The sequence below is a fragment of the Microcoleus sp. EPA2 genome, from assembly GCA_020882975.1.
Taxonomy (GTDB): Bacteria; Cyanobacteriota; Cyanobacteriia; order Cyanobacteriales; family Microcoleaceae; genus Microcoleus.
Map to the genome: position 1 here is coordinate 64,176 of JAHRFD010000004.1, position 17,754 is coordinate 81,929.

The following is a 17,754-nucleotide window of genomic DNA, read 5'->3' on the forward strand; positions in this document are numbered from 1 at the left end:
AGTAGCAAACAGAAATTAAATATGTCATGCTAACCAAAGAGACAAGTTTCTCAATCGTGTTTTTAGCAAGGTGCAGTTAGCGATCGCCTACATTTGACAAAAACATCCAAAAATTTATGAGCGAGTTTACGCCAGGGTCAGAGCGCATACTGCCCGCAGCACAAATGCCCGAACTAGAAATCGAGTCCAGTCAGTTAGCCGCCAATTCCGAAATCCATCGATTATACAGTTTACTAACAGATTACAATTTTATTCAAACCAAGCTGTCAGCATCGGGAGTGCAGCCCCTAATAGAAGATTACAATTTAGCAATAAACATCCCGAATTTCACAGATAATCACCAAATAAAAACCCTCAAATTAATCCAAGAAACCCTGGGAATTTCTGCCCACATTATCGCCCAAGACAATACCCAATTACCCACACAACTAATAGCCCGCTTGATGTGTTTTGAAAATCCCGAAATTCAAGCACTACTAGCCCAAGCAAAACACCAAAAATACCCCTGGTTCCGACCATTAACTGCCAGTTTTACCCCTCCGGGAGGAAGATTGCAGCGCACCCTCACCGGACATACAGATTGGGTACAAACTGTAGCAATTACCCCCGACGGTAAGCGAGTAATTTCTGGCTCATCCGACCATAATATCAAAGTTTGGCATTTAGACACAGGAGAGGAAATTTTCACCCTCACAGGTCATCTTACCTACGTTAATGCTGTGGCAATAACCCCCGATGGCACTCAACTAATTTCCGGTTCTTGGGATAATACGATCAAGATTTGGAACCTAGAAACAGGACAAGAAGTATTTACCTTTGGCGGCGATACCTTTGCCGTAGAAGCTGTAGCAGTTACTCCCGACGGCAAAGCAGTAATTTCTGGTTCCTGGGATGGCAGTATTAAGGTTTGGGATTTAAAAAACCGCGAAATAATCTTTAACCTCAAAAGTCATACAAGTTTTGTACAATCAGTAGCAGTAACACCGGACAGCAAGCGGTTGATTTCCGGTTCCGGCGATAACAGCATCAAAGTCTGGAATTTAGAAACTGGAAAAGAACTTTTTACTCTGACTGGTCATCGGGATTGGGTCAAATCAGTAGCAGTTAGCCCCGACGGAGAAAAGATTATTTCTGGTAGTTATGACGGCACTGTAAAAGTCTGGAGTTTGAGAGAAAGAAAGAAAATATTTACATTAGGAACTCATGACAGTTTCATCCAATCTGTGGCAATAACTCCCGATGGCCAGCGAGTAATTTCTGCTTCCGGTGACAAAACTATCAAAGTTTGGCATCTAGAAACCAAAGCAGAAATATTCAGTTTTACGGATCACATCGCCCCCGTGAATGCTGTGGCGGTGAGTGCGGACGGTAAACGGATAGTTTCTGGTTCCTCTGACAAAACTCTCAAAATTTGGTGTTTAGAAACAGAAACACAAAATGTATCATTTTTAGCCCATCATGACTCCGTAAATGCTGTGGCTGTGACACCGGATTGTACTAAAGCAATTTCCGGTGCTGGCGACAACACGATTAAAGTCTGGAATCTGGAAAATGGAGAAGAACTTTTGACTATTTCTGGTCATAAAGATTGGGTTAAGGCAATCACTGTCACCCCAGACAGCCAGCGCATAATTTCGGGTTCCGGTGACCAAACGGTGAAAGTTTGGAATGTGGCAACAGGAGAGGAAATTAAGAGTTTTGCAGGTCATACAGATTGGATAAATTCTGTGGCTGTGACTGCGGACAGCAGGATGGTAATTTCGGGTTCCGGTGACAAAACTATTAAGGTTTGGAGTCTGGAAACAGGAGAAGAAATTTTTACATTTGTAGGTCATACTGACGGGATAAAAGCTGTTGCAGTTACTCCTGATGGTAAACGCTTAATTTCTGCGGCTGGTGATAAAACTCTCAAAATTTGGAGTTTGGGAACCGAAAAAAATAGTTTGGCTGACCTGTGGAATTTAGTAGTAAAAAATCAACTTTTCACTCTCAAAGGTGATGATAATTTAGTAAATGCTGTAGCAGTTACAGCGGATGGTAAATGGGCAATTTCTGGGGGTAGAAAGAGCACTATCAAAGTTTGGGATTTGTCAAGTAGAAAGGAAATTTTTACTTTAGCTGGTCATGGGGATGCGGTAACAGCTTTGGCGACGGTGGGGACTAGGGTGATTTCTGTTTCTGATGACAATACCCTGAGAGTTTGGGATTTGTTAAGTCGAGAAGTAATTGCTATTTTTAGAGGAGATAGTGCGTTGAAAGCTTGTGCTATTGCACCGGATGGGGTGACAATTGTGGCGGGGGAAGTTTCGGGACAGGTACATTTTTTAAAGTTAGAAAATAGTCCTCAGTCCTCCGTCCCTAGTCATTAGTTAATGTGGCGATGGTTAAATAATCGCACTTTTACAAGTAAAATAACCAATCCTAAATTTACTGAATGTCAATTTGATTAGGAGGCTTCGGTTGATTCTGCTTATCATCCAGCAAAGTTTTGCGTCCAGAAGTTGCATACTCCTTATACAAATCCACCAGCATTTTAGTTAACTGTGGCAAAGAGATTTGTTCTCCATTAATTTGAGATTTCATATAAGTTTTTAGCACTTCAATATAAGCCAAACCCAGAGCCAGGGTGAGAGTTGCTGCCGTAGCACCAGAGATAGCACCACCGACAATTGTACCAGCACCGGGAATCATTTTAATCAAATTAGTCACTATGCTTCTACCCACAGCAGTAACCCCACCACTGCCGCTAATAGCTGATAGCATCGCCGAGATAAACCCCTGATCAAAAGGCATTCCAAAAATCACAGTAATATTTGCAATCATTGCCGTTTGCATCGTCATCAAAATTGGCGCATCAGCAAAGGGTATAGGAGTCGCACCGATAATCGCAGAACCTGCAACATAGGCACTGAGATATTTAAATGCCATATCAGACTTAAGTGCAATATTGGCAATTTGCTCTTTGACAAAAGCTTTTTTAGCTACTTCTGGTAGCAGTTGAAAAGTGGCATCGACCAACTTGTCTAAACCGTGAGATTTTACTGTATAGTCCTCATCTATTTCTTCCGGTTCCGCCATGACGGGGATGATTTGACTGACTGGTAAATTCATGTGTTCCAGTTGCTTGAAAAACTCGCTGGGTTTTTTCGATGTAGTTTGAGTGAGAACTAAAATCACTGGTACATCGATGATTTCCATTTCTCTTAGCCAGTTTTCTTCCACGGATTCTATTCTATTTGCGCCGTGATTGATGCAGTACCAGATGACGTGTATGTGTTCTTTGGGGTGCAGGAGTCTTTGGTCTTCAATCAGTTTAGCAACGTTTAATTGAATAATTTTAATTTGTTCGGCGTTGAGTTCGAGCCCGGGAGTGTCGTAAACTGCGATCGGGCAATTAGGTTTGGTATATTGGCGGATACCTTGAGTAACCGGGCGGCCGACTCCGGTTTCTGCTAAGCGCTGGCGAAACACAGCATTAATCAGGGTACTTTTGCCTACGCCTGTTTTACCGATGACTAAAACATTGCACTGTCCCACGTTATTTTCTGCGTCTTTGAAAGCGTCGTAACTGTTGTTTAAAAGGTCGTCTAGGGAAAAGTCGTCTGACATGGCGGTTTCTAGAATGGTGGGATATTCAGTCTGGATTAAACATTCATTTTTAATTTTAATACCAATTTAATGGGTCGTTGCACAGATCTAGATCCCCCTAAATCCCCCTTAAGAAGGGGGACTTTGAGAAGAATCTTGTCCCCCCCTTAGTAGGGGCGGTGCCCCCGTGCCCGCCCTCTTGGCTAGGGGGGATCAGATTCTATGCAGCCTCATAAAAAATTGGTATAAGACCACCGAATAGAATTCGGGGCTATACAAACGAAGTTAATGTTAAGCCCGCCGAATAGAATTCGGGGCTATACAAACGAAGTCCGCCTACGCGGACTGAGGAGTCTCAAAGATATTGTAGCAATTTGATTTCAGAACGGGTGGAACGCTTGGAGGAGACTTTTGGGTCGCGAATGTGGGATGAAAGGTTATATAATGTAGTTTAAGCTAGCAAGCGATCGGTACAGAGAAAGATATCTGATTCCATTATTCAATATTCTCAGGATTTTCAGGCAGATCGCACTCAGGCGATAAAAAATCAGGATTAAGAACTTCTTCTTCAGTAAATGGAGACTCTGGGGGAAATATCTGAATAGATAAACCTGTTTCATCTGCGGCTAATTCCCTAGCATCTTGATAAGATTCATTAAAAATTTCTTCAAAAAAACGATATAAACTCGGACTGGTTTTGAAGGTATCTCGGATGCGTTTACGATGTTCGCGAATGGTGTACACCCAACTGTTTGTTCTTTTTTCTGGCTGATATTTATACTTAAGTAAGTGCATTAAAAGTACCCTCAAATTACTTTTTAAAGCATTCTTATCGCTTCTCCCCATACTTTCTAGTTCCTCTAGTAAGTTTTCTAAATCTATTTCAGAAAACTTTCCCTCTTTTAATAAGTTGATTGTTGTCTGTAACCACAGATAAAAATCCCGTTCATAAAGCGAGGTTATTGCAGTTGTCATTGATTGGATAGTTGTCATTTTGTTTGACTCCCTTTCTCTTCTCTACACATAAGTGTAACATATTCGATAATTTATCGCTGAAGTTAGCTTTACGGGCCCAAATGAGCCGAATTATGCAATAAGTGCGATCGCACTTATGGTAGTTTCTCCCGCAGCGAAAGCCAAGTTTTGAGTTCTTCATCTAAAACATATTTATCAGTGTCAGCGAGTGCAGCGATAACTTTGAATCGATTTTTAAGTTGTCTTAATTCGCGAATGTCTGCAATGGGTAGGGTTTGCCAATTAGCTGCCTTTTTTTCCACATCTTCCCGCGACTCTTTGATGTTATGCCAAAACCATTGTAGAATTAAGTTAACATCGAGAACAGGATCGTCGGAAATTACTCCGAGTTTTCCTATCGCCCCAGCCCGCAGCATCATTGAGGAAATCCTAAAAGATTCGCCGCTACCTGGTTTTTTCTGTTCTGCGGCTTCAGATAGGTTATCGTAAATTGTCGTTGCTACTTGTGCCCATGTGCGATCGCACAAACCTGACTCATTTTCACCTTTTCGAGCCTTAGCAGAGGCAACATCGGCTAATAACAGCCAGTTAAAGTCTTGTGGTTGGGCGGTTTGACCTGAAAATATGTTGTTTATCCAAATCAGTACAGATTCGGCATCTTGTTCTAGGATGCGATCGACGGATATTGTCGTAGGAGATTGAGTCATAATTTATCTACTCCACATATTCTATATCAGCATTACTTGTATCAATTCCTTGCTGCCTAAAGGCTGTAATTCCTAGTTCTAAGCTCTCTGAAGTGGGTCTAAAATGCCCGCTGTGATTGCTGATTGTTAGCAAAATATACGAACCGTCACTGCCGACTATCTCGGCTTCTCCCGCAGCCAAGACAGGCTCACCAAGAGTTATAACCGTATGGTAGATTTCATTGCTAACATCTAAAAATTTCGGAATTACAAGGAGTTCTAGCTCTGTTGTTACTGCCCATTTGACAGTCCCTTCATTAATTATATCGTCAAATCCTGCTTCTCCCACTTTAACGGGTCTGATGCCTAACTCATCTGCCGATCGAAGTTCATCATCTAGACTACCAGGGGACTGATTGGAAAAACGAGGGCTGGGAACATTATTTGAAAATGATTGTGTCACAACAGAATTTAACGATAATCCACTACTAAGGTTAGTGGCTAATGTTGCTGTTGGCAATAAGGGCGATCGCGCTTTGACCAAAAAAAAGACAAATATCACCAACTCCACATCCTCAGCTATCAAGCAGTTTTCAGTTATGTTTTTGATAACGGCTTTCTTCAGACCAGTTTTTCACCATTGACCATGTATCTCAACTCCTGATTTATTTGTTATTTGCCATGCTTGACAAATCTACTGAGCGATGATAAACTTAATTATTACAATAACATAAATAATAAAAAAAATCTCTATTCAATTTTTTATGGCTAAAAATAATCGTAAAATTCGTTGCCGGATTAATTACAAACATACTTTATTAGAATTATCTGTTAATAGGAAAGATCCCTGTGAAGTAATTCGAGAACTTATTTCAAACTCCTATGATGCTAAAGCATCGGCTATTGAAATCTATCCTTTACTTCAATATGACGGGTTTATATTTATTGATAATGGGATTGGTATAAGCTCGGAAAAAAAAGTTAATGGAGTAACTCCAATAGATGCTTTCTTCTCAATAGGTCTTTCAACTAAAACTCCTGGAAAATCTATAGGTTACAAATGCCAAGGCTCAAAACTTTGCTTTGCTTCAGCAAAATTTGCACTCATTACCCGATGTAAAGAGGATAATGAATCTTGCTGGAGTTCCGTAATTATAGATAATCCGAGAGATACTTTAGATTCTGAACAAGACAACATTGATATTCAAGAAGATATGGAACCGTGGTTAACTTTAAAGAGCCTACTACCGCAACCTGATGCTCGAACAGTAGGTATTCTAGATAATTTAGACCAAAAATATTTCCAATCACATCTTGCAACTGGCTCCCTAATACTTGTGAAAAATTTAGAAATTGATAATTTTTCCAGCTATTACGGTACCGACAAAAAGTATCCCTATATCAAAAGTTATATCAAATTTTATACCCGACATGGAGATGTCAGAATCCTAGATCACGAAAGAACAGGGTTTAGGGCAATAGACGCTAAAACTTTTAAAACTTCATCTTCTACCTATAACGATAAATGCCAGCTTTTTCTTTGGAACTGCAGGGAAAGTCAATTAGAAGAGATTAATTCGGGATATCCATATATTGATAAAATTGATAAACAAGACTTTATTATTCCAGGCTTGGAAGAATATTCAAGGAAATCGCCAACAGAGATAAAGAGACTTAATTCAGGTAGATTTTATTATCGTAGCGCCCAGCCGTTTAAATTTGACGGCATTACCTACTGTTTAGTATTGGCTATTGATGGAAACAGAAGAGCTTTAGAATATTATGAAGAGTTAGATCGCCAAGGAAAAAAGAAGTCAGGTATTGGGTTTAGTTCACAAAGAGGAACCTTTATTTGTTCGGAAGGCCTAAAAATATGTTCTTATAATGAAATATTTAATCATAGTTTATTACAAGATTATATGGTTTTAAGTGATGGTAAAGCTATGACACATTATGTGTTGATGATTAACGGTACCTTTCAGCTAGTAACGGACAGAAATTCTTTAAGCGGAACGTCAATTAAAACTCTAAGGAATGAACATTTTTTAGAACATATTAAGAGCTTTTTAGATCGAGCTTGGAATGACAGCAAAGTTTTTAGAGAGTTGATACAGAGAATCGGAAGTGAAGTTAGTGAATCAAAGACCGAAGTTCAAGTTAAGCAATTCAATAAAGTTAAAACAGAAATCATTCAAAGAGATTATTTTCATATTTTAGATCATGAAGTTTTAAAAGACAAAAAGTTCTTTGTTCCTAGTGTCGGAGAAGAACATGGAGTAGGTGCATTATATACATTGTTAGCTCATCTGATTCCTGCCAATTCTTGCTATTCTAAGTTTTGGTTAAGACCTTTAAATTTTTGCGGTCAAGGAATTGATAGTTTAGCCGCTGAATTTAATGATGATACATTAAAAAAAGAACTTAAAGGCTTGGAATATAAATATACATTTTCAAGCGATGAGCTATTTAACCATCCATTGGTAGTCACCGATCAGATTGTATGTTGGAAACTCGATGAATCTGTGCAAGATGGTAATCCTGTGGATGATGGAGATTATGTTGGAGAAATTTCCTTTACTAATGATTTAAAAGGTATTGGCTGTGAAATTATTAATATACAAAACAGATATGGTTCATGTCATAATTCTAATATTCAAGTCGTTTGCTTAAAAGACTTAATACATAAAACTTTCCACTGTCACTGGAAAAAAGGTTTGAGTAGTTTAGTTTCACAATCATCAAAAAAACGAACCCGATAGTTAAAAACTATAAACATAGATAGGCTGGATTTCGTTATCCATTAGAGTTGCTTAGCCGGTAAAAATTGCCGTTTGTCAGTCCCCATTATTGGGCGGGGTTTGTATCGCAGGGTTTGGCGTAGTAGAAAGAGTAGGATTCACATTCATCGACGCATCAAAACCACAGAAACCGGGTTTTTCACTTAGTTAAAGGCTGGGATGCCGTATTTTCTCAAAAAAACCCGGTTTCTAATCACCCGTGTTCTAGTCATAATTTAAAAATGTTCCAGCAGAGATTTCTCTTGGGCGTAAATCTTTCGCAGCGACTCAAGATCGATCGCACTTAACATCAATTTAATCACCCCAACCAACTCTCCCCACTCCAACAATTCAGCAACAGAAACAGCTTTCTGAAATTTCTCCCCATAGAAATCCACCCAAAAATCCGGCGCGTATCTCTGCTTCACACTCGCCATCCTCCGCTTCCAATAACCAAAATCTAAACCCGCCGGCGATTCCACTCCCAAAACAGGCGGAAAGTCGGCATAACTCACAAACCGACTCATCCCTTGGGCGTGCACGTAGAGGATGTGCGCCCAGCACTCGAAGCGATATATCTGTTCTACCTTGATTTTCAGCAGCCGCGCGATCGCCTCTTTTGTGACAAACCGGCTCAATCTGTTTCTGGGGGTTGATTTTCGCGAAAATTTTGTTAACATAGTTCGTACATCCCAATTGATGAAAATTTCAGATAGTTGGTACATCCCAATTAGCGGGAATTTCAGATGGTTGGTACATCCCACTTGATGGGAATTTCAGATGGTTAATAAATCCCCATTGATGGGGTTTGAACTTTGATAGGCGATCGTCTTTAAGTTTTGCCGACGTTGGGGCGATCGCTTTTTACGATAAAACCATCATATGATGGTGTACCATCATTTGTCAAGTATGGGTTTAGTCAGGTTAAAAGTCAGAGAACTAGCTAGCGAGAAAGGCTGGACGCTGAAAGAAGTTTCAGAGCGATCGGGAGTAATTTACAGCACCGTCAGACACTACGCCCGCTGTCCGGGAGTGTCCACCATTGACTTTATTTCTATACACAAATTGGCTCGCACTTTTGATGTAATGATTGAAGACTTGGTGGAAATTGTGCAGGAGTGAGCGATCGCTTTTTACGATTAAATTATAATATACTAAATCTAGTAGTGTGTCAATGGGTCTAATAAGATTGCGGGTTAAAGAATTTGCTGGCGAGAAAGGCTGGACGATCAAAGAGGTTTCCGAGCGATCGGGCGTAGTCTACAGTACGCTCAGAACCTATGCCCGATCGCCCGGATTAGCAACAGTTGACGTCACAGCCTTGGACAAGTTGGCGAGGAATTTTGACGTGATGGTCGAAGATTTGTATGAGATTGTGCAGGAATAGTCGATCGCTGTTTACGATAAAATTATTCAAAACTAAATCTAGTGGTCTGGCAATGGGTCTAATAAAATTGCGGGTTAAAGAATTTGCTGGTGAGAAAGGCTGGACGATCAAAGAGGTTTCAGAGCGATCGGGAGTCAACTACAGCACCCTCAGCACCTATTCACGTTCTGCGGGAATGGCGATGGTTGATTTTACTTGTCTGCTGAAGCTGGCACGTACTTTTGACGTGATGGTCGAAGATTTGGTTGAGGTAGTCAAAGAATAGGCGATCGCCTTTTGGGATAAAAATATCTCATGATGGTACACCATCATTTGTCAAGTATGGGTTTAGTTAGACTAAAAGTCAGAGAATTCGCTGCTGAGAAAGGTTGGACGCTAAAAGAGGTTTCAGAGCGATCGGGAGTAATTTACAGCACCGTCAGACACTACGCCCGCTGTCCGGGAGTGTCAACTATTGATTTCATTTCCATACACAAATTGGCTCGCACCTTTGATGTCACGATCGAAGATTTGGTGGAAATTGTGCAGGAGTGAGCGATCGCTTTTTACAGACTAATTATCCAGTCAATATTACTCGACAGTTGCCAGAATTCGATCGACAGACTCGCTTTGTTGCAACGCTTCCCAATCAGATGTAACAGGTTGGTAAGAACAGTAACACACTACAATTCGCTCTTCATTATCCAAAGCAGAAAACTGCTGAACGCGAGTAATAACCCAATCTCCATCTTTTCCGTGAGTTACTCCATTACCGGGGTCAGATAGATTCTCATAATCGCGCGTTTTGTCCCCTACTTGGGGAATTTCTGGATTTTTTTCCCAAGTCCAATTCTCCCAAAGTATATTAGTTAGACCGCCCCTCGGCATGAGTTGACGTTCTTCCCAGCCGGGAGCACTCATGCTTTCAGTTTTGTAGACAATCCAGATTTTTTTAGTCATTTTTTTAAAGACGATCGCACAATCGGGTTCAATACTTCGACTATATCAGAGATGAAAGCTGGTGCATCCGTTAAAATAGAGAAGTAATTTTGCGATCGATAAGTCTGAATGCCTACGTTACTCCGAGTCGGCCCATACCGTTTCTTCTGCTATGCGGGCGATCGGGATTAACCACCACAGGTTGACGTTGAGCGCGATCGAGAAGAAGCTAAGTTTTGGCTTAGTCCGGTTCGCCTTCAAAATAACAAGGGCTTCAGCCGTACAGAAATCAATGGTATTCAGAAACTTGTTGAAGAAAATCAAGAGCAGTTGCTAGCAGGTTGGAATGACTTCTTTAATGGTTGAATTGTTAGAAATCCCAAAAGCGCAACAGGTAGTTCTTACAGATGATGCGCTGACAGTCGATCTATCCGATGGTCGTACTATTTCTGTTCCTTTAGCTTGGTATCCTCGGCTATTGCATGGTACACCGATCGAGCGCAATAATTGGCGATTTATTGGTGAAAATCAGGGAATCCACTGGCCTGATATTGACGAAGATATTAGCGTCAAAAATATCATTCTCGGTAAACCATCTGGAGAAAGTCAGAAATCATTTCAGCGGTGGTTAGAAGAACGTGGGAACACAGTCTAATTTAAATGTCCTTCTTATTCTTAGTCCGCGCAGGCGGACTTCGTGTGTGTAGCAGCGGTTTCAACCGCCGAATTATCTCAAAAAAAAAGCGCCTGAGTTCCCCCAGACGCATAGCATAAAATCAACAAATTGTCAACCCTAACCTAACCGTTCAAAGCCTCAGCACCGCCGCAAACTTCCAGGATTTCCTGAGTAATTGCCGCTTGCCGCGCCTTGTTATAAGTCAGCGTCAAACTACCAATCAAATCGCTAGCATTCTCACTAGCATTATTCATCGCCGTCATCCGCGCAGCCAACTCACTCGCAGCAGACTCTTGCAAAGCCCGCAGCAATTGGTTGTTCAAATACAATGGCAAAAGAGCATCCAAAATTTGCGCTGGATCTTGCTCGAAAATCATGTCGCGCGGTAAACTCTTCTTAGGTGCAGAAACCTTTTCGCGGGATACTTGAAACTCTCCGCCTTGGGAAGTCAAACGGAAGATTTCATCATCAGCAGTTTCCAAACCTTGGGGGTCGAGAGGTAGCAAGGTTTGAATCACTGGACGAGAACTAATTAACGACACAAACTTGGTGTAAATTAACTCAATTCTGTCCACAGTTCCTGATAAGAATAGCGACAACAATTCGTCAGCAATCATCGCTGCTTCCGGTGCTGTTGGAATTTGTTCCAAGTTAGTGTAAGTCGCATCGATCGGCTGTTCCCGGCGCTGGAAATACTGAGTAGCTTTCCGTCCTACCAACACAAATTTGTACTCTACGCCTTCGGCTTTCAGTTCTTTGGCACGATTTTCGGCGTATTTGATGATGTTTCCGTTGTAGCCACCGCACAAACCCCGATCGCCCGAAACGACCAAAAGCCCCACAGTCTTAACTTCCCGTTTCTTCAACAGCGGCAAATCCAAGTTTTCAAACTGCAACCGTTCCGCCAAACCGTACAATACTTCTGCGAGGCGATCGGCAAAAGGCCGAGTTGCAGTAACCTGTTCTTGAGCGCGGCGCACCTTTGCAGCAGCCACCAAGCGCATTGCTTCTGTAATCTTTTTAGTGTTCTTGACCGACTTAATGCGATCGCGAATAGTTTTCAGATTTGCCATAATTTTCTCCTTTTTCCTTAGCTTTTATTTCTGAGTTCTTAGTTCCCAGCCATCAGTTTTTAAATTTAGGTACGGTAGAGACATGGCATAGCCGATTTGTATCAACTGTAAGACTGAAACCTTCTGCCTCTCTCGTTTGTCTCGAAGTCTCGATCCCCCTCGCATCCCCCTTAAGAAGGGGGACTTTGAGTGCTTCTAGTTTCTCCTTTCTTAAAGGGGACTTTGAATGCTTCCATTCTCTCCCTGATAGTCGGGAGACTTTGAACACTCTTGTCCCCCCCTTTTAATAAGGGGGGCTTAGGGGGGATCGAAACTTAACTAATGACTAATGACTGATGACTAAAGACTAATTACGCAGAAACTAGGAAACTTTGCTTGAATTCAGTAATGCCTTCTTTCAGCAAACTCTCAGCTTCATCAGTCAGAGCCTTACCACCTTGAACAATTTCACCGTACTTCGGCTTAGTAGTCCGCAAATAATCGCGCAAACCAACAGTAAACTTGCTGACTTTTTCTACCGGAATATCATCCATGTAGCCGTTAATTCCGGCATAGATCACAGCAACTTGTTCGTTCATTGGTAGAGGCGAACTTTGGGGTTGTTTCAACAGTTCGCGCAACCGTTGACCGCGGGCTAATTGGTTTTGAGTGGCTTTATCCAAGTCCGAAGCAAACTGAGAAAATGCAGCCAATTCTTCAAACTGTGCCAATTCCAATTTCACCTTACCGGCTACTTTTTTCATTGCCTTAGTTTGAGCCGCAGAACCTACCCGCGATACCGAGATACCAGGGTTTACTGCTGGACGCAAACCAGCGTTGAACAAGTCAGAAGACAGGAAGATTTGACCGTCGGTAATCGAAATTACGTTGGTAGGAATGTAAGCAGAAACGTCACCAGCTTGGGTTTCGATAATTGGCAAAGCTGTCATGCTACCTTCGCCCAAATCATCGCTCAATTTAGCAGCCCGTTCTAGCAAGCGAGAGTGCAGATAAAACACGTCTCCTGGATATGCTTCGCGACCTGGAGGACGACGGAGCAACAGGGACATTTGGCGGTAAGCTTGTGCTTGTTTAGAAAGGTCATCATAAATGACCAAAGTGTGCTTGCCTTTGTACATGAAATACTCGGCTAAGCTAGCACCTGTGTAGGGAGCCAAATATTGCAGTGTGGCGGGGTCGCTAGCGTTGGCTGCTACTACGATTGTGTAGTCCATTGCGCCCTTTTCTTGCAGCACGTTGACAATATTAGCTACTGTAGAAGCTTTTTGTCCGATCGCCACATAAACGCAAACCACGTTTTCAGATTTTTGGTTGATAATCGTGTCGATCGCGATCGCAGTCTTACCAGTTTGTCTGTCACCAATAATCAGTTCCCGTTGTCCTCTACCTACTGGAATCATCGCATCAATAGCGGTAATCCCTGTTTGCATCGGTTCGTAAACAGAACGGCGAGAAACAATCCCCGGTGCCGGAGATTCAATCAAGCGAGACTCAGTAGTTTTAATATCGCCTTTGCCGTCAATCGGACGGGCCAAAGCATCAACTACCCGTCCCAACATGGCTTCTCCCACGGGGACTTCTGCAATTCTGCCTGTAGCAGTAACTGCCGAACCTTCTTCAATTCCCAAACCTTGGCCCATCAGCACTGCGCCGACGTTATCTTCTTCCAAGTTCAGTGCAATACCAACGGTGCCGTCGGCAAATTCTAGCAATTCACCGGACATAGCTTTATCCAAGCCATAAATCCGAGCAATGCCGTCGCCTACTTGCAAAACAGTACCAACGTTAGAGGTTTTGACCTCTTGGTCGTACTGCTCAATTTGCTGGCGAATAATGTTGCTAATTTCGTCGGGTCTGATTGCTGCCATGTCAGTTATTATGTGTCAGTTGTCAGTTGTCTGTCGATGTTTTAGGTAAAAAAAGCGTTTGGATTTGGTACTAAGAATTGAGGATTGACCACTAGGTAATAAAAATTAACTTATGCCTAGTTCCTGTTTCCCTTCTTCCTGCTTCCTGCTTCCTGCTTCCTTCTTCTCTCAAGAAGCCAAGCGAATTCCCAGACGGCGTAATTGTCCTCGCAGGCTGGCATCAATCACTTGAGAGCCTACTTTAATTACCACACCGCCAATTAAATCTGCGTCAATTTTGGTTTCAATCTCTACTTGCCTTGCGCCGGTCATTGACTGTACTTTTTCACTTACAGTCTGCTGTTGAGCTTCTGACAGCGGTACAGCCGAGGTAACTTCAGCCAATACAGTTTGGTTGAGTTCTCGGAGTTGGGTCAAGTATTGTTTACCAATTCCTTCTAAAAAAAGAATTCTTCCTTTGTCTACTAACAGGCTTAGAAAGCTTCGCATCAACGGGTTTATTTCTTCCCCTGTTATTTGCTGAATTACTGCTTTTTTAGCATCTGGTTTAACCAGAGGATTAGCTAAAAATTGACGCAGTTCTTCAGAACTTTCTAACATACTCAGTAAGGAACGAATATCATTGCCGAACTGTTCTGAAAGATTGTTAGATTTAGCCAATGACATCAAAGCCGATGCGTAAGGCTGTAAAACTTGTGTGTTGATTTTACTCACGTTTTAGCCTCCCAGTAAGGCAATGCTGCGATCGATTAATTGGTGTTGAGCGTTTTCGTTCAAGCTAGTTTTTAGCTGGCTTTCCACCTTTGCTAATGCCATAGATACAACCGCAGATCTGATTTGGGCGATCGCTCTTTCCCGCTCCGATTCCAACTCTTGACCTGCTGTTGCTTTCATGCGTTCAACGTCCTGCGCCGCAGTTGCTAGAATTGCTTCTTTGGCTTTCTGGGCAGTTTCTTCAGCCGAAGTACGAATTCGTTCTGCTTCTGCTTGCGCTTGAGTCAATTTTTGCTGTTGCTCTGCGAGAGCTGCTGCGGCTTCTTTTTGGCGTTTTTCTGCTTCTAAAATCGCCTCTTCGATGCCCGTGCGTCGCTCATTTAGGATATTTCCTAAAAAACCGCGCCCGAAATAAAACAGCACTGCAATAATAATGACCAGGTTAATCAGATTGGTTTCTAAAATATCAAAATTGAAACCGAAACCACCTTCCCGGCTAGCTTCTGTGGCTAGCAATAAAACAGTCCCCATGATAGTCTTCCATAATTGCGCGTGCAGGTTGGCTGAACCAATTTGAGATTTTAGATTTCTTCCAAAATCTAAAACCATTCAATTTTACTATTTGACCAGCTCCGGCCCTAATAGCTTCTCTAGAATTTGGTGGCTCAGGGAGTCCACTTCTTGTTCTAGCGATCGCATTGCATCTTGCTTTTGCTGCTCAATCTCTTGTCCTGCTTTTTCTCGCGCGACTTGAGCTTCTTTTTGAGCCTCAGCTACTTTCGCCGCAGCGATTTTCTGAGCATCTGCTTGAGCCTGAGCAATTACCTTTTGAGACTCCCTGCGAGTATCTCCCAATTTTTGCTCGTACTCCTTGGCTAGTTGCTGAGCTTTTGCCAAGCGTTCTTTCGCTGCAACTTGAGTGTTCCGAATGTAATCTGCCCGTTCCTCAATTGACTTGGTGAGTGGCTTATAAAAAATTACATTCAAGACTGCGACTAAAATCAAAAACTGCACCGCCATCAGAGGCAGCGTAGCATCAATATCAAAAAGTCCGCCTTCTTTTGCTGCTTCTTCAACTGCTAGTAATACTGTCCAGTGCATCATTTTTTTTGACGGCTCCCACCTAATTCTATTTGAGATTATTGATTTTGGATTTTGGAGTTTTAATTACCATCCAAAATCCAAAATCTCCGACCCCAAATTATTATGCGAAGGGGTTGGCAAACAATAGCACTAGGGCTACGACCAAACCGTAAATTGTCAGCGCTTCCATGAACGCCAAACTCAACAGCAAGGTGCCGCGAATTTTACCTTCGGCTTCAGGCTGACGGGCAATCCCTTCTACTGCCTGACCTGCTGCATTTCCTTGACCGATGCCAGGGCCGATTGCGGCTAAACCTACTGCCAAGGCGGCGGCAATTACGGAAGCGGCAGCAACTGTTGGGTTCATGATGATTTTCCTTATCTAAAGTACAAAATTGAGAACAGAAAGTCTACAGAATCGTCCGATTTTACGACAGCAAGTTTGAACTGAGAAATTTGATTTTTCCTCTTTCATTCTGCGTCGTTTATCGTTATTTAATCGTGATGTTCTTCACCGTGACCGCCCTCTAGAGCTTCACCAATATAGGCTGCTGCTAGGGTAGCAAAAATCAAAGCTTGAATGGCACTTGTAAATAGTCCCAGAACCATTACTGGCAAAGGCACAAATAAAGGCACTAGCAACACCAGCACTCCGACAACCAATTCGTCAGCGAGGATGTTACCAAACAAACGGAAACTTAGCGAAAGAGGCTTAGTAAAATCTTCTATGATTTTGAACGGCAACATAAAAGGTACCGGTTCTACATAGTGGGCGAAATACCCCAAGCCACTTTTGCTGAGACCTGCATAAAAATATGCTAGAGAAGTCAGCAGTGCAAATGCTACCGTCGTGTTGATGTCAGCCGTAGGTGCTCCCAATTCTCCAGATGGTAGCTTAATCAGCTTCCAAGGAATGAGAGCGCCTGACCAGTTTGACACAAAGATGAACAAAAATAATGTACCAACAAAAGGTACCCAGGGGCGATATTCTTTTTCCCCAATTTGGTTTTTAGCCAAGTCGCGAATAAATTCCAGCGCATACTCCATTAAATTCTGCATTCCGCTGGGAATTCGTTGGATTTTGCGGCTTCCTAAAAGCGAAACAATGACTAAAACGGCAATTACAAACCACGAGGTTAGAAAAACCTGCCCATGCACTTTCAGATTGCCCAGTTGCCAGTACAACTGCTGGCCAACTTCCAATTCTGCCAGGGGGAAACGATTAAAGGTGTTTAGAACGTCAAGCATTGCCATTCAACGGGTTTCCCCAAATCTATGAGTTGAGTATTGCTAGATTGCCTGACCTACCTGTAGTCTGGTGCTAATGCACTTCGCAACACGTAAATCATCAGGGAAATTTTGTAAGTCAGAAATCCCAAAAATATTGGTAAAATCTGTAACTGGTCTAACCGAGCTGCTACTATCATCAACCCAATAAGCAGACCGAGCCTTGTCTTACTAATCTTCTGATTTTGGCTACCGATTCGCTCAACATCTCTAGCCAACATCTTTAAGTAAACCACACCTGCGATCGCCCCTAGCAAATAATTCAGGGCAATGTTGAGCGAGTAAAAAATCCAAACGGAGATAAAAATTATCCCTGTAAACGCAAGGGTGTAAACCAACAACTCTTGTTGAAGGCGATAGAAGTCTTGCATGGAATTACCTGTCTCTGACGAGACTGTCGAGACAGTGCCAGTTTGAGGAAGCTCCTCGGTTGCTGGTGCGGGTTGGGTGGGTGTGTTTGGCGTGTTCACGAAGCTCAGAAACTAATGCAGGTAGCAGGCGTGTGCTTTGCAAGCTCACAAAAATATTACCACGGTGTGGTAACAATACTTAAAATTAATTTAATGATTTTTTTGGGTTTTGGTATCTATCGCTTCGGAAATCTTTTTTTGCCAGCGACATTACTCTACGTGTCCCACCCCGCGATCGCACCCTCTCACATATGACCGGGCTTTGTTCGCACACAACCCTTCTTGTTTCTCACTTAATATAAGATAAGTCTA

General features: G+C 42.3%; 21 protein-coding genes and 1 pseudogene. 8 read left to right on the plus strand and 14 right to left on the minus strand.

Annotated elements, in window-relative coordinates; all coding sequences use genetic code 11:
- Positions 1–116: 116 nt before the first annotated feature.
- Complete coding sequence (locus AAFP14_RS06020; protein WP_341731390.1) at positions 117–2,369, plus strand: hypothetical protein; 2,253 nt, start codon at positions 117–119, stop codon at positions 2,367–2,369.
- Between the two features lie 58 nt (positions 2,370–2,427).
- Here the strand turns inward: AAFP14_RS06020 and AAFP14_RS06025 are convergent, their stop codons facing one another.
- The 4 genes from AAFP14_RS06025 to AAFP14_RS06040 form a co-directional block, all read right to left on the minus strand.
- A complete protein-coding gene (locus AAFP14_RS06025; protein ID WP_341731391.1) occupies positions 2,428–3,609 on the minus strand; it encodes a YcjF family protein in 1,182 nt (393 codons plus the stop codon).
- 474 nt (positions 3,610–4,083) lie between these two features.
- Entirely contained in the window at positions 4,084–4,581 is a 498-nt protein-coding gene (locus AAFP14_RS06030) for a DUF29 domain-containing protein (RefSeq protein WP_341731392.1), read from the minus strand.
- A gap of 116 nt (positions 4,582–4,697) precedes the next feature.
- Entirely contained in the window at positions 4,698–5,270 is a 573-nt protein-coding gene (locus tag AAFP14_RS06035; protein ID WP_341731393.1) for a hypothetical protein, read from the minus strand.
- Between the two features lie 7 nt (positions 5,271–5,277).
- Positions 5,278–5,835, minus strand: coding sequence for a hypothetical protein (locus AAFP14_RS06040; protein ID WP_341731394.1), 558 nt, complete (start codon positions 5,833–5,835; stop codon positions 5,278–5,280).
- A gap of 178 nt (positions 5,836–6,013) precedes the next feature.
- On the opposite strand from AAFP14_RS06040, the gene AAFP14_RS06045 reads away from it, so the two are divergent.
- Complete coding sequence (locus AAFP14_RS06045) at positions 6,014–8,008, plus strand: ATP-binding protein (protein ID WP_341731395.1); 1,995 nt, start codon at positions 6,014–6,016, stop codon at positions 8,006–8,008.
- Between the two features lie 254 nt (positions 8,009–8,262).
- Here AAFP14_RS06045 and AAFP14_RS06050 read toward each other — a convergent pair whose 3' ends face one another.
- Positions 8,263–8,664 carry a hypothetical protein gene (locus AAFP14_RS06050; RefSeq protein WP_341731396.1) on the minus strand — a complete coding sequence of 134 codons (402 nt, stop codon included), beginning with the start codon at positions 8,662–8,664 and terminating at the stop codon, positions 8,263–8,265.
- Between the two features lie 271 nt (positions 8,665–8,935).
- Here AAFP14_RS06050 and AAFP14_RS06055 point away from each other — a divergent pair, with 271 nt between their 5' ends.
- From AAFP14_RS06055 to AAFP14_RS06070, 4 genes are read left to right on the plus strand one after another with little or no spacing between them, the layout of a single operon-like run.
- Entirely contained in the window at positions 8,936–9,148 is a 213-nt protein-coding gene (locus AAFP14_RS06055) for a helix-turn-helix domain-containing protein (protein WP_190735550.1), read from the plus strand.
- Positions 9,149–9,200: 52 nt separating this feature from the next.
- On the plus strand, positions 9,201–9,413 hold the full coding sequence (locus AAFP14_RS06060) for a helix-turn-helix domain-containing protein (protein ID WP_341731397.1): 213 nt from the start codon (positions 9,201–9,203) through the stop codon (positions 9,411–9,413).
- 52 nt (positions 9,414–9,465) lie between these two features.
- A complete protein-coding gene (locus AAFP14_RS06065; RefSeq protein WP_341731398.1) occupies positions 9,466–9,678 on the plus strand; it encodes a helix-turn-helix domain-containing protein in 213 nt (70 codons plus the stop codon).
- A 56-nt stretch (positions 9,679–9,734) separates the two neighbouring features.
- Positions 9,735–9,947, plus strand: coding sequence for a helix-turn-helix domain-containing protein (locus AAFP14_RS06070; protein ID WP_341731551.1), 213 nt, complete (start codon positions 9,735–9,737; stop codon positions 9,945–9,947).
- A 36-nt stretch (positions 9,948–9,983) separates the two neighbouring features.
- On the opposite strand, the gene AAFP14_RS06075 is transcribed toward AAFP14_RS06070, so the two are convergent.
- Entirely contained in the window at positions 9,984–10,352 is a 369-nt protein-coding gene (locus AAFP14_RS06075; RefSeq protein WP_341731399.1) for a hypothetical protein, read from the minus strand.
- Between the two features lie 231 nt (positions 10,353–10,583).
- Here AAFP14_RS06075 and AAFP14_RS06080 point away from each other — a divergent pair.
- Positions 10,584–10,697, plus strand: a pseudogene (locus tag AAFP14_RS06080) (DUF4160 domain-containing protein); the annotation flags it as partial.
- Positions 10,678–10,986, plus strand: a complete 309-nt coding sequence (locus AAFP14_RS06085) for a DUF2442 domain-containing protein (protein WP_341731400.1) — start codon at positions 10,678–10,680, stop codon at positions 10,984–10,986. The pseudogene AAFP14_RS06080 and the gene AAFP14_RS06085, both read left to right, overlap by 20 nt.
- Positions 10,987–11,129: 143 nt before the next feature.
- On the opposite strand, the gene AAFP14_RS06090 is transcribed toward AAFP14_RS06085, so the two are convergent.
- From AAFP14_RS06090 to AAFP14_RS06125, 8 genes are all read right to left on the minus strand, one after another.
- Positions 11,130–12,080: a F0F1 ATP synthase subunit gamma gene (locus AAFP14_RS06090; protein WP_341731401.1), complete on the minus strand. Its 951-nt coding sequence runs from the start codon at positions 12,078–12,080 to the stop codon at positions 11,130–11,132.
- 350 nt (positions 12,081–12,430) lie between these two features.
- Positions 12,431–13,948 carry a F0F1 ATP synthase subunit alpha gene (atpA, locus tag AAFP14_RS06095; protein ID WP_341731402.1) on the minus strand — a complete coding sequence of 506 codons (1,518 nt, stop codon included), beginning with the start codon at positions 13,946–13,948 and terminating at the stop codon, positions 12,431–12,433.
- Between the two features lie 168 nt (positions 13,949–14,116).
- A complete protein-coding gene (gene atpH / locus AAFP14_RS06100; protein WP_341731403.1) occupies positions 14,117–14,662 on the minus strand; it encodes an ATP synthase F1 subunit delta in 546 nt (181 codons plus the stop codon).
- Between the two features lie 3 nt (positions 14,663–14,665).
- Entirely contained in the window at positions 14,666–15,193 is a 528-nt protein-coding gene (locus AAFP14_RS06105; RefSeq protein WP_341731552.1) for a F0F1 ATP synthase subunit B, read from the minus strand.
- A gap of 87 nt (positions 15,194–15,280) precedes the next feature.
- Positions 15,281–15,766, minus strand: coding sequence for a F0F1 ATP synthase subunit B' (locus AAFP14_RS06110; RefSeq protein ID WP_341731404.1), 486 nt, complete (start codon positions 15,764–15,766; stop codon positions 15,281–15,283).
- A 100-nt stretch (positions 15,767–15,866) separates the two neighbouring features.
- Positions 15,867–16,112 carry an ATP synthase F0 subunit C gene (gene atpE, locus AAFP14_RS06115; protein WP_006631105.1) on the minus strand — a complete coding sequence of 82 codons (246 nt, stop codon included), beginning with the start codon at positions 16,110–16,112 and terminating at the stop codon, positions 15,867–15,869.
- A gap of 128 nt (positions 16,113–16,240) precedes the next feature.
- Positions 16,241–16,999: a F0F1 ATP synthase subunit A gene (gene atpB, locus AAFP14_RS06120; RefSeq protein ID WP_341731405.1), complete on the minus strand. Its 759-nt coding sequence runs from the start codon at positions 16,997–16,999 to the stop codon at positions 16,241–16,243.
- A gap of 50 nt (positions 17,000–17,049) precedes the next feature.
- Positions 17,050–17,502: an ATP synthase subunit I gene (locus tag AAFP14_RS06125; protein ID WP_341731406.1), complete on the minus strand. Its 453-nt coding sequence runs from the start codon at positions 17,500–17,502 to the stop codon at positions 17,050–17,052.
- Positions 17,503–17,754: the final 252 nt, after the last annotated feature.

Bases quoted from the DNA above. Each gene is read 5' to 3' on its own strand.
- AAFP14_RS06020 (WP_341731390.1), top strand. From the start codon at position 117: ATGAGCGAGTTTACGCCAGGGTCAGAGCGCATACTGCCCGCAGCACAA.
- AAFP14_RS06025 (WP_341731391.1), bottom strand. From the start codon at position 3,609: ATGTCAGACGACTTTTCCCTAGACGACCTTTTAAACAACAGTTACGAC.
- AAFP14_RS06030 (WP_341731392.1), bottom strand. From the start codon at position 4,581: ATGACAACTATCCAATCAATGACAACTGCAATAACCTCGCTTTATGAA.
- AAFP14_RS06035 (WP_341731393.1), bottom strand. From the start codon at position 5,270: ATGACTCAATCTCCTACGACAATATCCGTCGATCGCATCCTAGAACAA.
- AAFP14_RS06045 (WP_341731395.1), top strand. From the start codon at position 6,014: ATGGCTAAAAATAATCGTAAAATTCGTTGCCGGATTAATTACAAACAT.
- AAFP14_RS06055 (WP_190735550.1), top strand. From the start codon at position 8,936: ATGGGTTTAGTCAGGTTAAAAGTCAGAGAACTAGCTAGCGAGAAAGGC.
- AAFP14_RS06060 (WP_341731397.1), top strand. From the start codon at position 9,201: ATGGGTCTAATAAGATTGCGGGTTAAAGAATTTGCTGGCGAGAAAGGC.
- AAFP14_RS06065 (WP_341731398.1), top strand. From the start codon at position 9,466: ATGGGTCTAATAAAATTGCGGGTTAAAGAATTTGCTGGTGAGAAAGGC.
- AAFP14_RS06070 (WP_341731551.1), top strand. From the start codon at position 9,735: ATGGGTTTAGTTAGACTAAAAGTCAGAGAATTCGCTGCTGAGAAAGGT.
- AAFP14_RS06075 (WP_341731399.1), bottom strand. From the start codon at position 10,352: ATGACTAAAAAAATCTGGATTGTCTACAAAACTGAAAGCATGAGTGCT.
- AAFP14_RS06085 (WP_341731400.1), top strand. From the start codon at position 10,678: ATGACTTCTTTAATGGTTGAATTGTTAGAAATCCCAAAAGCGCAACAG.
- AAFP14_RS06090 (WP_341731401.1), bottom strand. From the start codon at position 12,080: ATGGCAAATCTGAAAACTATTCGCGATCGCATTAAGTCGGTCAAGAAC.
- atpA (WP_341731402.1), bottom strand. From the start codon at position 13,948: ATGGCAGCAATCAGACCCGACGAAATTAGCAACATTATTCGCCAGCAA.
- AAFP14_RS06105 (WP_341731552.1), bottom strand. From the start codon at position 15,193: ATGGGGACTGTTTTATTGCTAGCCACAGAAGCTAGCCGGGAAGGTGGT.
- AAFP14_RS06110 (WP_341731404.1), bottom strand. From the start codon at position 15,766: ATGATGCACTGGACAGTATTACTAGCAGTTGAAGAAGCAGCAAAAGAA.
- atpE (WP_006631105.1), bottom strand. From the start codon at position 16,112: ATGAACCCAACAGTTGCTGCCGCTTCCGTAATTGCCGCCGCCTTGGCA.
- atpB (WP_341731405.1), bottom strand. From the start codon at position 16,999: ATGGCAATGCTTGACGTTCTAAACACCTTTAATCGTTTCCCCCTGGCA.